The sequence below is a fragment of the Pseudarthrobacter sp. RHLT3-21 genome (assembly GCF_059383495.1).
In genome coordinates, this window is record NZ_JBWZCI010000014.1 from 16,266 (window position 1) to 30,253 (window position 13,988).

At 65.9% G+C, this 13,988-nt stretch carries 14 protein-coding genes; 9 read left to right on the plus strand and 5 right to left on the minus strand.

Annotated features, from left to right (window positions below; translation table 11 throughout):
- Nucleotides 1–34 precede the first annotated feature (34 nt).
- From AC50YA_RS14865 to AC50YA_RS14875, 3 genes are read right to left on the minus strand one after another with little or no spacing between them, the layout of a single operon-like run.
- Complete coding sequence (locus AC50YA_RS14865; protein WP_494983030.1) at nucleotides 35–1,066, minus strand: aminoglycoside phosphotransferase family protein; 1,032 nt, start codon at nucleotides 1,064–1,066, stop codon at nucleotides 35–37.
- Nucleotides 1,063–1,791 (minus strand): VIT1/CCC1 transporter family protein, encoded by a 729-nt coding sequence (locus AC50YA_RS14870; RefSeq protein ID WP_494983031.1) that lies wholly within the window; start codon nucleotides 1,789–1,791, stop codon nucleotides 1,063–1,065. Before AC50YA_RS14870 ends, AC50YA_RS14865 begins: the two co-directional genes overlap by 4 nt.
- 51 nt (nucleotides 1,792–1,842) lie before the next feature.
- The gene (locus AC50YA_RS14875) at nucleotides 1,843–2,997 is read right to left on the minus strand and encodes a DUF4439 domain-containing protein (RefSeq protein WP_494983032.1); all 1,155 of its coding nucleotides are present in this window, start codon (nucleotides 2,995–2,997) and stop codon (nucleotides 1,843–1,845) included.
- Between the two features lie 106 nt (nucleotides 2,998–3,103).
- Here AC50YA_RS14875 and rimP point away from each other — a divergent pair, with 106 nt between their 5' ends.
- The 5 genes from rimP to rbfA all read left to right on the plus strand — a co-directional run bounded on the left by rimP (nucleotide 3,104) and on the right by rbfA (nucleotide 9,078).
- On the plus strand, nucleotides 3,104–3,718 hold the full coding sequence (gene rimP / locus AC50YA_RS14880) for a ribosome maturation factor RimP (protein ID WP_494983033.1): 615 nt from the start codon (nucleotides 3,104–3,106) through the stop codon (nucleotides 3,716–3,718).
- Entirely contained in the window at nucleotides 3,718–4,698 is a 981-nt protein-coding gene (gene nusA / locus AC50YA_RS14885) for a transcription termination factor NusA (protein ID WP_494983034.1), read from the plus strand. The genes rimP and nusA overlap by 1 nt, the downstream gene beginning before the upstream one ends.
- A 172-nt stretch (nucleotides 4,699–4,870) precedes the next feature.
- Entirely contained in the window at nucleotides 4,871–5,248 is a 378-nt protein-coding gene (locus tag AC50YA_RS14890) for a YlxR family protein (protein ID WP_111906442.1), read from the plus strand.
- Between the two features lie 152 nt (nucleotides 5,249–5,400).
- Complete coding sequence (gene infB / locus AC50YA_RS14895) at nucleotides 5,401–8,322, plus strand: translation initiation factor IF-2 (RefSeq protein ID WP_494983035.1); 2,922 nt, start codon at nucleotides 5,401–5,403, stop codon at nucleotides 8,320–8,322.
- A gap of 246 nt (nucleotides 8,323–8,568) precedes the next feature.
- The gene (gene rbfA / locus AC50YA_RS14900; RefSeq protein WP_494983036.1) at nucleotides 8,569–9,078 is read left to right on the plus strand and encodes a 30S ribosome-binding factor RbfA; all 510 of its coding nucleotides are present in this window, start codon (nucleotides 8,569–8,571) and stop codon (nucleotides 9,076–9,078) included.
- Nucleotides 9,079–9,163: 85 nt separating this feature from the next.
- Here the strand turns inward: rbfA and AC50YA_RS14905 are convergent, their stop codons facing one another.
- Nucleotides 9,164–9,913, minus strand: a complete 750-nt coding sequence (locus tag AC50YA_RS14905) for a ScyD/ScyE family protein (RefSeq protein ID WP_494983037.1) — start codon at nucleotides 9,911–9,913, stop codon at nucleotides 9,164–9,166.
- Nucleotides 9,914–10,462: 549 nt separating this feature from the next.
- On the opposite strand from AC50YA_RS14905, the gene AC50YA_RS14910 reads away from it, so the two are divergent.
- Both AC50YA_RS14910 and trxA read left to right on the plus strand, forming a co-directional pair.
- Nucleotides 10,463–10,948: a nucleoside deaminase gene (locus tag AC50YA_RS14910; RefSeq protein ID WP_494983038.1), complete on the plus strand. Its 486-nt coding sequence runs from the start codon at nucleotides 10,463–10,465 to the stop codon at nucleotides 10,946–10,948.
- A gap of 15 nt (nucleotides 10,949–10,963) precedes the next feature.
- The gene (trxA, locus tag AC50YA_RS14915) at nucleotides 10,964–11,398 is read left to right on the plus strand and encodes a thioredoxin (RefSeq protein WP_494983039.1); all 435 of its coding nucleotides are present in this window, start codon (nucleotides 10,964–10,966) and stop codon (nucleotides 11,396–11,398) included.
- A gap of 11 nt (nucleotides 11,399–11,409) precedes the next feature.
- Here the strand turns inward: trxA and AC50YA_RS14920 are convergent, their stop codons facing one another.
- On the minus strand, nucleotides 11,410–12,570 hold the full coding sequence (locus tag AC50YA_RS14920) for a pyridoxal phosphate-dependent aminotransferase (protein WP_494983040.1): 1,161 nt from the start codon (nucleotides 12,568–12,570) through the stop codon (nucleotides 11,410–11,412).
- A 77-nt stretch (nucleotides 12,571–12,647) separates the two neighbouring features.
- Between AC50YA_RS14920 and truB the strand changes: the two genes are divergently transcribed.
- Both truB and AC50YA_RS14930 read left to right on the plus strand, forming a co-directional pair.
- Nucleotides 12,648–13,631, plus strand: a complete 984-nt coding sequence (truB, locus tag AC50YA_RS14925; RefSeq protein ID WP_494983041.1) for a tRNA pseudouridine(55) synthase TruB — start codon at nucleotides 12,648–12,650, stop codon at nucleotides 13,629–13,631.
- A 2-nt stretch (nucleotides 13,632–13,633) separates the two neighbouring features.
- A complete protein-coding gene (locus tag AC50YA_RS14930; protein ID WP_185263109.1) occupies nucleotides 13,634–13,987 on the plus strand; it encodes a hypothetical protein in 354 nt (117 codons plus the stop codon).
- Nucleotide 13,988 lies beyond the last annotated feature (1 nt).

A 13,988-nucleotide genomic window follows, 5' to 3' on the forward strand; every position in this document is an offset into this window, starting at 1 on the left:
CTGGGAGGCACCGGTCCCGCCAGTGGCCAGTCGCTCAGCTGTCGCCCTGCCCCGGCTCCGGCAAGGCGTGCGCCGAGGGGAGACCGTCGAGGGTCCGCCCGGCAAGAGTGCTGGCCACCCAGAGGGACCGGGCCAGATCGCCTTGGTGGCGCGGCATGGCCGCGTAGCCGAGGGCGTTCTCCACTTCGCGTGCCACGGCCCACTGGCGCGCAGCCTCGGCATCAAGGCCGGCCGCGGCGCTGAAGTCCTGGCAGCGCCGCCTCAACCCTCCGGCCGGATCGCTCCGGGGCAGGTCGCTGAGGCGGTTCCACAGCAGCGGTGCCAGCGCGAATTCCGGTTCGCCGATCATGGGCTGCGGGTCGATGGCGGCGAAGCCCGGCCCGGGCAGCGCACCGGTGTTGTCCTGGGGCCGGGCCAGGATGTTCAGGAAATGCAGGTCCGTGTGGACCAGGACATCGCGGCCCGAGCGGCGGCCCACGGCACCGCGGGTCTGGCAGACTTCCAGAGCCGCCTCCAGCAGCCAGCGCGGGAAGGGGCGGCTCTGCTGTTCCCAGTCTGCGGGCAGGTCATCGCTCCATTGTTCGGCCCGCCCGGCGATGTGGTCGAATTCCTGCCATTGCGGCCGTCCGTCCTGCGCCAGGCTCAACTCGTCCATGATGCTGCCCCAGACAGCCGCTGCGTCATCCAGCGGAAGGGTTTGGAGGGAGCAGTCCGCATTCAGCCGCTCAAGCAGCATTGCGCACGTTCCGGCGTCGGATTCCAACAGCCGGACGGCGCCGGCTCCGCCCCACAGTGCCAGCGCATGGCGTTCCACGCGTGCCTCGTCGTGGGGAAAGGCGATTTTGAGCGCAGCCGGGGTCCCGTCCTGCTGGCGGACGGGGACCACCACGCCGCCGTGGCCATGCCAGGGGAGGGCGCCGGCCGCCAGGTCAACAGCCAGTTCCCAATGTTCCAGCCGCCCCTGGACCAGTCCCGGGAGTGAGGCGAGCCAGGCCCGTCCTGCGCTGCTGTGGCTGTAGCGCAGGCTCAGGGCGGGAGGGATCGGCACGCCAATCTGGACGCTCACAGGACGCCGCTTGCGCCGAGCAGCTTGCCGATGGAGTAGGTGGCGGCCAAGGCCAACGCGCCGCCCACCACTACCCTGACGGCGGCCCGCATCTTCGAACCTCCGCCGATCCAGGCACCCAGAGCTCCAGTGGCAGCAAGGGCCGCCAGTACGGCCCCGAACGTCAGGGGGACCCGGATGTTCTCTGGCGGCAGCAGGATGGCGAGCATCGGCAGGACGGCGCCGGCGACGAACGCAACAGCGGAAGCAAAGGCCGCGTTCCAGGGGCTCACGATGTCTTTTTCATCGATGTTCAGTTCGGCGGAGAGGTGTGCGCTCAGCGCGTCGTGGGCCGTCAGCTCCCGCGCTACTGTCCTAGCTGTGTCCAGGCTCAGGCCCTTGCCCCGGTAGATCGCCGTGAGTTCCTCCAACTCTTCCTCCGGTTGTTCCCGGAGTTCCAGGCGTTCCTTTTCGATTAAGGCTTCCTGGCTGTCCTTCTGGCTGCTGACGGACACATATTCGCCCAGGGCCATAGAGACTGCTCCACCCACCAGGCCGGCAGTGCCGGCGACGAGGATTGGTCCGGACTGTGTGGTGACACCGGCGACGCCCACCACGATCGCGGCGACCGAGACGATGCCGTCGTTGGCACCCAGGACGCCGGCGCGCAGCCAGTTCAGGCGCTGCGCGCTGTCGTTTTGGTGTGGCTCATTTTCGTGAAGGGCGGGGGCGCTGGCACTGTCCATGCCTCCAGCAAAGCATTAGTGCCCGCGGCTGGCCAGTGTGCCCGGCCTTGGCTACGAATTGCCGGGAGGACGGGCGCTGGTTGTGGAAGGCCCCAGGGTCGGGGCAGCGTCCGGCAGATGCGGCAGCACGGCTTCGTCCATGAGCACGCCGGGAACCGGGCCGGGAGAGGCGCCCCAATGGGCGGTCCGCCGGGCCGCCGACTGAAGCGCGGAGAGTGCCCAGGCCCGTTCGGGTCCTTCGCTGAGGGCCACCAGATCGCCGAACAACGGAAGGGTCCCTGCCTCGAGCGTTCCCAGCCCCGATGCCGGGTCTGCCAGGAATGCCTGGCTCAGTGCGTAGCCGGGCTGCCTGAGGGGTACCTCGGCGCAGCGGGACCTGCTCAAGGCTTCCGCCTGGCCCCGGAGGACACCGTGCTGGGTGAGAAATCCCGACGCCGGAACAGCGGACCCGGGGTCAAGCCTGGTCAGTGCGGCCTGGTACGCGTAGATCAGTTCCAGCTCGCCCTCCACAGCTGAGGCAAAGGCTGAGCCGAGGTCCGCGCCGGTTCTGGCGTCGGCGACGGCCACTTCGCTGGCACAGCGGGTGGCAGCCGGGGCGGTGACAGACGTGGTGGGCGCCGTCGATGCGGGGGAGGAGGAGCCAGCGCCTGGCAGTGGTGCTAAAGCGATCCCGTTGGCTGACGCGAGGTCCTCTGCGGCCAGAAGCTGGGCAGTGCCGGCGCCGGCGAGAAGGCGGGCGATGCCGCCGTCGGCCGTTTCAGCGTCCCGAAGTCGCTGCGCCCCACTTGCCTGGAGGGCTGCGGCGAGGTCCGCTGTCGTCGACGGCGGCGGGACGCTGGCCGGTGCAGTGGCCGAGGAACGAGCTGTGCCGGCCGGGGCAGGATCGCCCGCCACATCAGCCGGCAGCATCAACGCCTGGGCCTGGACAGTCAGCAAAGTCACAATCCGGGCCAGGGCTGCGGCTTGCGGGGCCGGCGCATCGGCGCCGGCAGCGCCTGCCAGGTCCAGGCCCGCGACCCTGAGGGTCAGGGAATCCGCGAACGCGGATGCCCTTGCCTGCTCGGAAAACGGCGGCGCCGCAGGCGGGGACGGTTCGCGGGGGATGAGCACGAATCCCAGGCTCATCACGAGAAGGGCGGCCAGCGCAAAAACGGCGTACTGGAAATAGCGCCTGCGGCGGCCGGTCTCCTGCGTGTCGTCTTTCACAACAGACCATGTTCTCACGCCTCATGCGAATCTTCGTGCACCACTGCGGCCGGAAAATCGTTACGCTAGTAGTCACAACATCATCTATTGGAAGGCGGCCGGCATCGTGAGTAATGCAGAAGCCACGACTTCATCAGACGCTACCGGAACGGGTACCGCTGTTGCTGCGCCCGCCAACAATCCCGAAGCCATCAGGCTCCGGGCGCTGCTGGAACCCGCGGTCCAGGCCAACCGCCTGTATCTCGAGGACGTATCGATCCTCGCCGGTTCCCACCGCGTGGTCCACGTAGTGGTGGACCTGCCGCAGGAAGAAACCGGCGGCGTAAACCTCGATGTCATCGCGGACATTTCCAGGGTCCTCTCCGACCTCCTGGACAATGATCCTGCCGATGACGGGCGCCCCTACGACCTCGAGGTTTCCTCCCCGGGCGTCGCGCGTCCCCTCACCGAAGTCCGGCACTGGCACCGTGCCCGGGGCCGTATGGTCAAGGTCAACGTCATCCAGGGCGAAAATGTCACCGGCAGGGTCCAGTCCGTGGATGATTCCGGCGTCACCATCATCCCGGAGATCGCCGTCAAGAAGGGCATGAAGCCCAAGCAGGGCGAGCCCCAGATTCTTCCTTTCGACAGGATCCGCACCGGAAAAGTCGAGATCGAATTCAGCCACCTTGAAAAAGCTGGTTTGGAACCTGAGCACAATGGACCTTCTGAGGAGGCCTGATGGATATTGACATGAGCGCGCTAAGACTTCTGGAGCGTGAGCGCGAAATCCCGCTGGACCTCCTGATCCCCACCATCGAGCAGGCGCTCCTGGTGGCGTACCACAAGTCGCCCGGTGCCTTCGAGAAGGCCCGGGCCGAACTGGACCGCAAGAGCGGCCACGTGACCATCTGGGCCGTGGAGATCGACGACGACGGTGCCCCCATCGGCGAGTTCGAGGACACGCCTGCCGGCTTCGGCCGTATTGCGGCGAGCACGGCACGCCAGATCATCCTGCAGCGCCTGCGCGATGTCGAGGACGACAACATCCTGGGTGAGTTCAAGGGCCGCGAGGGTGAACTTGTAGCCGGCCTGATCCAGCAGGGCAACAACCCTCACATGATCCAGGTCAACCTGGGTTCGGTGGAGGCCCTGCTGCCGCCGCCCGAACAGGTGCCGGGGGAGAAGTACATCCACGGCAACCGGCTTCGCGCCATTGTTATAGATGTCCACCGCGGCACCAAGGGCCCGTCCGTCACCCTGTCCCGTTCACACCCGGGCCTCGTCCGGAAGCTTTTCGAACTGGAGGTCCCGGAGATCGCGGACCGCTCGGTGGAGATCGTGGCACTGGCCCGCGAGGCCGGTCACCGTACCAAGATCGCGGTCAAGGCCCACACCCAGGGCATCAACGCCAAGGGCGCCTGCATCGGTGAAATGGGTTCCCGCGTCCGTGCTGTTATGACGGAACTGAACGACGAAAAAATCGACATCGTCGACTTCAGCGAGGATCCGGCAACGTTTATTGCCAGCGCACTTTCCCCCTCGCGTGTGAATTCCGTCACCATCGTGGACGAGGCCACCCGCTCCGCGCGTGTGGTGGTCCCGGACTACCAGCTCTCGCTTGCCATCGGCAAAGAGGGCCAGAACGCCCGGCTGGCGGCCAAGCTGACCGGCTGGCGGATCGATATCGTCTCGGACGCTGCCCCGGCGCGCGAAAGCTGAACCCGTTCCGGGGCAACGGCCAACGGCGGATACCGTCGGTCGATGCCCCGGTTTCGGGCAGAACAGCCCTGAGGGGCTAGACTAGACATGACCGCGCCTAACGGCCGGTATTCGTGTGCCCTGAGTGTTCCCGTTCCGCCGATGTGCGGTTGGGGCCTGAGAGCCGGCAGTTATGAACGTCAGGAAGATACTCACCGTGGCAGAAGTGCTTCACACCGAGGATCAACCGCAGCGTACCTGCATCGGATGCCGGAAAAAGGCTCTGCGGTCTGAGTTACTCCGGCTCGTCGCCGAAGGCAGCGGTTCCACCGCAGTGCTGGTAGACGAACGACGCCGGATGGCTGGCAGGGGTGCATGGCTGCACCCCAGCGAAGCGTGCCTGGCCCTGGCGGTCAAGCGGCGAGCATTCGGAAGGGCCCTCAACGGCGCTACCGGGTCCACCGCCGTCGAACGCCGGATCATGGCAGGCAAGCAGGACGCCGGCCCGTTGCAGATACCCCTGGTAGCTGCAGCAAAAACCGTCCAACCTGAAAGCGGGTCAGAAAACTGATGGAAACCCGATGAGTTCCCAGCGATGAGTGCGCAACGATGACAACTTTGTTGCGCTCTGCAATGGGCCCTGTAGTTGCAACCGCGGCTGGGGCCCGCAGTAAGAAGTAGACGGTTCGTGCCTGGCTCGGTGCGGACCGAGACAGGAGAAATGTGGCCAAGGTCCGCGTACATGAGCTTGCTAAAGAGCTCGGTATTACTTCCAAAGATGCAGTAACCAAACTGCAGGAACTGGGCGAATTCGTTCGCTCGGCCTCTTCAACCATTGAGGCCCCGGTGGTGCGGAAACTCCGTAACGCCTACCCCGACGCAGCTGCCAAGACCGCAGCTCCGGCAGCCGCGCCCAAGGCGCCTGCCCCGTCGGCCGACACCCGACCCGCAGCACCTGCTCCGGGCCCCGCAGCTCCTTCAGCCCCGGCGGCACCAGCTGCCGCGGCTCCGGCTGCACCCGCTCCCGTTTCCGCAGCTCCTTCAGCCCCGGCGGCACCAGCTGCTGCGGCTCCGGCGCCAAGTGCACCGTCCACCGGCGCCAAGCCCGGTGCCCGTCCGGCACCGAAGGCTGAAGCCCCGGCCGCACCGACCCGCTCTGGCGGATCAGCACAGGGTGGTTCGCAGGGCGGCTCCGCGCCGCGTCCCGGCGGTCCCCGCCCGGGCAACAACCCGTTCGCCACGTCCCAGGGCATGCCCCGCGGCCGCGGTGGCGACGGAGAACGTGCTCCCCGTCCGGGTAACAACCCGTTCGCTCCCTCGCAGGGCATGCCCCGCGCAGGTGGAAGCCGTCCCGACGGCGACCGTCCGGGTGGTCCGCGTCCCGCGGCCGGTGCCGGTGGTCCCCGTCCGGGTGGTCCGCGTCCCGCAGCCGGTGCCGGTGGTCCCCGTCCGGGTGGTCCGCGTCCCGCAGCAGGCGCCGGAGGCGCTGGTGGTCCGCGTACCGCGGGTGCCGGTGGAAACCGACCTACTCCCGGCATGATGCCCAACCGCACTGAGCGTCCCGCACCCGCTGGTGCAGGACGTCCCGGTGGCGGCGCACGTGGTCCCGGACGTCCGGGTGGCGCTCCAGGTACCGGTGGAGCTCCGGGTGCCGGTGGCGGTGCTCCGGCCGGCGGCGGCTTCGGCAAGGGTGGCCGCGGTCGCGGTGGCACCCAGGGTGCCTTCGGTAAGGGCGGCGCAGGCCGTGGCAAGCAGCGCAAGTCGAAGCGTGCCAAGCGCCAGGAACTCGAGCAGATGAGTGCTCCGTCGCTGGGTGGCGTGAGCGTACCCCGCGGCGACGGCAACACCGTAGTCCGGCTTCGCCGGGGCTCGTCCATCACGGACTTTGCTGACAAGATCGAGGCAAACCCCGCAGCACTGGTGACGGTCCTCTTCCACCTCGGCGAAATGGCCACCGCCACGCAGTCGCTGGATGAGGAAACCTTCGCACTGCTCGGTGAGGAGCTTGGCTACAAGCTCCAGGTTGTGTCGCCGGAGGACGAGGAGCGCGAGCTGCTCTCCGGCTTCGACATCGACTTCGAAGCAGAGCTCGAAGCAGAAGGCGACGAAGACCTCGAGGCACGTCCTCCGGTTGTCACCGTTATGGGTCACGTTGACCACGGTAAGACCCGCCTGCTCGATGCCATCCGCAAGTCCGACGTTATGGCGGGCGAGCACGGCGGCATCACGCAGCACATCGGTGCTTACCAGGTCACGCACACCCACGAAGACATCGATCGTAAGATCACCTTCATCGATACTCCGGGCCACGAGGCGTTCACCGCCATGCGTGCCCGTGGTGCGAAGGTCACCGACATCGCCATCCTGGTGGTCGCAGCGGACGACGGCGTGATGCCGCAGACCGTTGAGGCCCTCAACCACGCACAGGCGGCCAACGTGCCGATCGTCGTGGCTGTGAACAAGATCGACAAGGAAGGCGCCAACCCGGAAAAGGTCCGCGGCCAGCTGACCGAGTACGGACTGGTTCCGGAAGAATACGGTGGCGACACCATGTTCGTGGAGGTCTCTGCCCGCCAGAACCTCAACATCGACGAGCTGCTCGAGGCTGTCCTGCTTACCGCGGACGCTGCCCTGGACATGCGCGCCAACCCGAACAAGGACGCCCGCGGTATCGCGATTGAAGCCAACCTGGACAAGGGCCGCGGTTCCGTGGCCACCGTCCTGGTGCAGTCCGGCACCCTGCACGTCGGCGATACCATCGTGGCAGGCACGGCTCACGGCCGTGTCCGCGCCATGTTCGACGACGACGGCAGTGTCCTGACCGAGGCCGGCCCGTCCCGCCCCGTGCAGGTGCTGGGTCTGTCCAACGTGCCGCGCGCCGGCGACACCTTCTTTGTGACCGCTGACGAGCGCACCGCCCGCCAGATCGCCGAGAAGCGTGAAACTGCCGACCGCAACGCCGCCCTTGCCAAACGCCGCAAGCGCATCAGCCTGGAAGACTTCGACCAGGCAGTCGCCGACGGCAAGATCGACACCCTCAACCTCATCCTCAAGGGTGACGTGTCCGGTGCCGTGGAAGCCCTCGAAGACGCACTGCTCAAGATCGACGTCGGAGAAGGTGTCCAGCTCCGCATCATCCACCGCGGCGTTGGTGCGATCACGCAGAACGACGTCAACCTGGCAACAGTCGACAGCGCCGTTATCATCGGCTTCAACGTCAAGCCCGCCGAGCGTGTTGCCGATCTGGCAGACCGCGAAGGCGTGGACATGCGTTTCTACTCCGTCATCTACGCAGCAATTGATGACATCGAGATGGCCCTCAAGGGCATGCTTAAGCCGGAGTACGAAGAGGTCCAGCTGGGCACCGCCGAGGTCCGCGAAGTCTTCCGCTCTTCCAAGTTCGGAAACATCGCCGGTTCCATCGTTCGCTCGGGCATCATCCGACGCAACACGAAGGCCCGCATCAGCCGCGACGGCAAGACCATCGGTGACAACCTCACCGTTGAGACGCTCAAGCGCTTCAAGGACGACGCCACTGAAGTCCGTACGGACTTCGAGTGTGGTATCGGTCTTGGTTCGTTCAACGACATCACCGAAGGCGACATCATCGAAACCTTCGAGATGCGCGAAAAGCCGCGCGTCTAAGGTTCGTTGCTTGACGGGTCGGGGGCGTCGGATTTTTTCCGGCGGCCCCGCCCCTACGCTGGGCGGCATGGGATCTGCGATCCCTTGCCGCCCAGCTTCGGCAGGCCCGATGCCACTCCCTGGCCGCCGGAAAAAATCCAACGCGCGTCCGTCGTAGACTCGCCTTAGGTGCGTGGCATCAAAACCCAACAGTTGTGCGGGCACCGTTCCGGCGCCGTCGTACATCCAAAATTTTTAGGAGTGGAAATGGCTGATCCCGCACGGGCTGCCAAGTTGGCGCAGCGGATTAAGGTTGTTGTTGCTGAGGCTTTGGGCCGGAAGGTTAAGGACCCTCGGCTGGAGGGCATTACTGTTACCGATGCCCGGGTGACCAATGATCTGCAGCATGCCACGATCTACTACACCGTTTTCGGCGACCCGGCTGTGCAGGCTGATGCTGCCAAGGGCCTGGAGAAGGCCAAGGGTGTGCTCCGCCAGGAGGTGGGGCGCAACGTTACTGTTCGCCTGACGCCGACGCTGGAATTTGTGGCCGACCAGATCCCCGTGGTTGCCTCGAACCTGGAGGAACTGCTCCGGGCCGCCAAGAAGCGCGACGCCGAGGTGGCTGCCCTGGCCGAAAACGCCAAGCACGCCGGCGACGCCGATCCGTACAAGAGCGACGTTCCCGCCGATGTGGAGATCGACGAGGACGACTTCGACGAAGAGGATCTTGACCTCACCGACGACGAAGACCTCGACGAAGACGCCAACAAGTAACTGACACGAGTCGAAGGCCCGGACCCGCAACTGAACTGCGGGGCCGGGCCTTCTTTCGTCTGCCGGGCTGGGCTCCCAGCAGGATCTACCTGATGTGGGCCTTCAACACGGTTCCAGTCGGTTGCCCGAAGCTGAAGCCGGCCGTGGCGTACAGGGTCTTCCCGCTCAGCTCGACGGCCGCAGGACCGTCTACTGCCAGGAACTGTGAAGCCTCACGGGTCCAGGCGTCGATCTTCACAATCTCGTTGCCGAACATCGAGGCTGCGTAGACATCCCCGCTGTCGGAGACCGCGATGCCGGTGGGGCTCAGGATGTCCTCCGCCCACAGGCGTGTGGCTCCGGTCCACGGGTTGATGCGGAAGACTGCACCACGGGCGCCCAGGGATGGATCCTCGGGACCGCCGGGGAGCGACGAGACGTAAAGCCAACCGTCGGGGCCGAACTCCACATCCGTTGGCACGGGTTCAAACGCATACTCGTGGCCAACGACGCAGGCAGGGACTTCGACTGTTCCACCCGCCATGTCGATCGGGATCCTCGTGCCGGCGGGAACGACGGCGGGCCTGGGTGGCAAGACAGCGAGCGTCGAGACGTCACCGGACTCAACGTCGACTTCGAGGATGGCATTCATGCCGGCGTCAGCAACATAGACAGTGGACCCCTTGACTGCCGTGGCATAGGGATGGGAATCAAGGGCGCCCGTGTACCGGGCCGGCGGGAACACAGGCCATTGCTGCAGGCATTCATCTGAGACCCCGGAACCGAAGCCATACTCTTGCTCGCCGTCCGGGTTATGCGTGCGTTCATAGGTGGCGAGGTCGGCAATGGTATGCACGTCGCCCGCCCGTCGACGGACTTCAGGTAGCCCTCAAGCGCATCAGGGTTGCCTCCGCCGCCGCCCACGCTCTCGACGAAGTAGGTCGTACCGCGTCTGGTTTCGACACCGCCGATGTCCCAATCCGCCTTCGTGTAGACGTTGGCGAGTTGGCCGTCGTCCTTCACACGGTCAAGCCGGCCCACAAAATTCTGGGTGACCAGGACAGAGTCGTCTCTACCGACGGCGAGGCTCAAGGGTGTGACCAGCCCGTCGGCCAGGATCTTCGGGTCTGGCGATGGGGAGCCCGCCGCGGCCGGCCCGATAGGAATGACTAACGCCGCGGCAGCAAGGCACGCGACCAAGGAAAACTTCTTCTTCCTTGCATCCTCCGGAATTGAGGTGCGCCACCCCGCTGACAGGGCTGGGCAATGAGACCAAAGCTGATATGGATTTATACAGCCCCGGGCGCCGGACTAGTCCTCTAAGAGGGCTGCGTCGATGGAAATTTCCCCTTGTAAGCCCCCTATTTTTGAACCGGAAATCTTGGGTCATGGCTAGGATCTAGTTATGACGCAGGCGAGCGACAACCATGAGGCCACCGGATACCTGGAGCGGGCCATTGGGCTGGCTGTCCGGAACGTCGCCGACGGCGGCGGCCCGTTTGGTGCGCTGGTGGTGACCCCGGACGGCCGGGTCCATCAAGGCATCAATCGGGTCACCCGGGACTGCGACCCCACCGCGCATGCCGAAGTAGTGGCCATCCGCGCAGCGGCAGCCGCAAGCGCCACGTTCGACCTGAGCGGCGCCGTGCTTTACACCAGCTGCGAGCCGTGCCCCCTATGCCTGTCAGCCGCACTGTGGGCGCGGATTGATCGTGTCTATTTTGCGGCCGACCGCCATGGTGCAGCCGCAGCCGGTTTCGATGACGCCGTCTTCTACGAGTATTTCAACGGCACCCGTCCGGAACTGCTGCCGGTAGCCCAAACCGCCATTCCGACGTCGGACGCTCCGTTTGACGCGTGGCGCGCCCATGCGCAACGCACTGAGTACTGAGCCCGGAGGCACCCGGTGGAACCTGCGCTGATCAAATGCCCCAGTTGCGGCAAGACGAACCGCGTCCCGGCCGCCGCCTCCGGCCGGCCGCGCTGCGGTAACTGCAAGCTGGGGCTGCCTTGGATAACCACCGCTGGGGATGATGACTTCGCCGCCGTGGCCGAGCAATCCCCGGTACCTGTGCTCGTTGATTTCTGGGCAGCCTGGTGCGGGCCCTGCCGGATGGTGAGTCCGGTCCTGGACAAGTTGGCCACGGAACGGGCCGGTGCAATCAAGCTTGTCAAAGTTGATGTTGACCGGGCGCCGCGACTTTCCGGCCGGTTCGATGTACAGGCCATTCCCACCCTGATGGTCATGGATGGGGGCAAGGTGCTGGCCAAGCAAGCAGGGGCAGCACCCGCCGCGACCCTGCGGTCCTGGCTCGATTCAGCGCTGGCCGGCCGAGGCTAAACGCAGAGGTCCTAATTGCGCTCTGGCAAGCGGCCCAGGCCTTCGACGAGCTCCGGCCGGCTACCGCACAGCGCGATCCGCACCCAGCCCTCGCCAATCGAGCCAAACGCAGTTCCCGGCGCGAACGCGACGCCGGAATCGGCCAGGAACCGTCGCGTCCAGCTGCGGACGTCCCCGTCGCTGACGTGGGAGACATCGGCCCAAAGATAAAAGGCTCCCTGTGCGCTCAGGTACGGGATTCCCTTGGCCTCCAGGACAGCGGACGCAGCGTCCCGGTTGGCCCGGTAGTGGTCATGGGCGTGCCGGACGTAGTCCTGCGGGCCTGTCAGTGCCGCGAGCGCGGCGTACTGCGACGGGGAGGCAACGCAGGAGACAATCGCTTCCATCACGTTGTTCATCTTCTGTTCCAGCCCCGGCGGACAGACCAGGGCGCCGATCCTCAGGCCGGTCAGGCCGTACGTCTTGGAGAGAGTCAGCGACGTGAACACCCGCGCCTCGCCAGGGACGTCGCTGTCGAACCGTGCCGGGCTGATGTGGGGGAAATCGTAGGTGAACGCCTCGTAGCATTCGTCGGAAATGATCCAGAGATCGTGCTTGCGGGCCAGGTCCACAAGTTGCCGGGTCAGGCCCTCGCCGAGGACGGCGCCCAGCGGGTTGGACGGGGAGTTCAGGATGAGCACCCGTGTCCGGTCCGTGATGAGCGCCTCAATGTCATGGATCCGAGGCTGGAAGTCATGCCCGGGATACAGCGGGTAGCCTACCGGCACGGCGTTCAGAAGCCGGCTGGTCATGGCGAATGTGGGGTAGCCGGGGTTGGGGATCAGGATCTCGTCACCGGGGGAGAGCAGGAGGCTCATGGCAAAATGCAGGCCCTGCTGTGCGCCGTCAACCACGTACACCCGCTCGGCACCAAGGCTGCTGTTAAGTCCGGAGCGTTCACGGAACCTGGCGGCGAACGCTTCACGGAGGGCCGGGATGCCGGCGTTGGGCGTGTAGTTGGTCTCGTCCCGGTCAAGGCAGGCCATGCCGGCTTCCAGGATGTGGCGGGGGAGCGCGAAGCCCGGTTCGCCGATACTAAGGACGATGGCTCCGGGGGTATGCCAGGCGGCCTCGGTGATTTCGCGGATCTGGTTGACGGGGACGTCGCGCGCGTGCGCCGCAAGCTCAGGCATGGTTGCCATCCTAGCCGCGGTGGCCGTGGCAGGGCTTGTGGGCAGGGGCCCCGGCCAGCGCCGATATACTGGGAAGCGTGCTTTCTGGACTGGTGATAGTGGACAAACCGCAGGGATGGACCAGCCATGATGTGGTTGGTCGGATGCGGCGTCTCGCCGGGACCCGGAAAGTGGGGCACGCCGGCACCCTCGATCCCATGGCTACCGGCGTCCTGGTGGTGGGCATCAACAAGGCCACCCGGCTCCTGACGTTCATCGTGGGCACGTCCAAGACGTACACGGCAACCATCCGGCTGGGCCAGTCCACCGTCACGGACGACGCCGAAGGTGACGTGATTGCAGCCGTTAGTGCCGCCGCCGTCGCCGACGAAGCAATTCACGACGGCGTAGCCGCCCTCACGGGTCAAATCCAGCAGGTGCCCAGCAGCGTCAGCGCCATTAAGGTCAACGGTGAACGCGCGTACGCCCGGGTCCGCTCCGGTGAAGAGGTAAAGCTCGCGGCGCGCCCGGTCACCATCCGCCGTTTCGAAGTTCACGCCATCACCCGGGAAGCCGGCGGCGACGTCGTGGACATTGATGTCACGGTGGAGTGCTCCTCCGGCACATACATCAGGGCCCTCGCCCGCGACCTCGGCGACGGGCTGGGAGTGGGCGGCCACCTGACCGCACTGCGCCGGACCCATGTTGGCCCGTACTCCCTGGATCAGGCCCGGACGCTGGAACAGCTGGCCGAGGAGCTCAATGTCCTGGAAATGTCCCAGGCTGCCCGGGCACTGATGCCCAACCGCGAACTCACGGCGGAGGAGGCCACCGAGATTTCCTTCGGACGACGGATCGCAGCGGGAGCGGAAGCAGGCGATCCCGCGGCCGCCACCACCGAGCACCCTGCGGCGGCGTTCGCGCCTGACGGCAGCCTCGTGGCGCTACTGGCGGACTCCGGAAACTTTGCCAAGCCCGTTCTGGTGTTCGCGCCGGGCAACGGCGCGTCCGGAACTACCGCGTCCGGGAAAGCTGCGGGCGGGGATACTGCGCCCGAAGATACTACGGGCGGGGACGCCTAGGCATGGACGCCTATTTCTATATCATCCTGGTGGTCGGCCTGTTATCCAGCGGAATCTGCCTAGGTGCCGGCATCCTCAAAAAAGCCCCCAACGATTTCACCATCCTGTCCGTTGCCGCCGTCGAGCTCGCACTGTTGGTTTACCTGGTGGGTTCGATCGTCCGGGTGATCGCGGGCGAACCGATTGCCGGGGAAGCCTGGGAATTCTGGGGATACCTGGCCACTGCGATGCTCCTGCCGCCGGCAGCGGTGTACTGGTCCATCCTGGAACGGACCCGCTGGAGCAACTTTGTCCTCGCCGCCGTCGGTGTCACGGCCTTGGTGATGGCCGCACGCATGAACCAGATCTGGTACTGAA

Coding starts and splice junctions, on each gene's coding strand:
- AC50YA_RS14930 (WP_185263109.1), top strand. CDS start 13,634: ATGGACGCCTATTTCTATATCATCCTGGTGGTCGGCCTGTTATCCAGC.
- rbfA (WP_494983036.1), top strand. CDS start 8,569: ATGGCTGATCCCGCACGGGCTGCCAAGTTGGCGCAGCGGATTAAGGTT.
- AC50YA_RS14890 (WP_111906442.1), top strand. CDS start 4,871: ATGAACGTCAGGAAGATACTCACCGTGGCAGAAGTGCTTCACACCGAG.
- AC50YA_RS14870 (WP_494983031.1), bottom strand. CDS start 1,791: ATGGACAGTGCCAGCGCCCCCGCCCTTCACGAAAATGAGCCACACCAA.
- AC50YA_RS14910 (WP_494983038.1), top strand. CDS start 10,463: ATGACGCAGGCGAGCGACAACCATGAGGCCACCGGATACCTGGAGCGG.
- nusA (WP_494983034.1), top strand. CDS start 3,718: ATGGATATTGACATGAGCGCGCTAAGACTTCTGGAGCGTGAGCGCGAA.
- AC50YA_RS14920 (WP_494983040.1), bottom strand. CDS start 12,570: ATGCCTGAGCTTGCGGCGCACGCGCGCGACGTCCCCGTCAACCAGATC.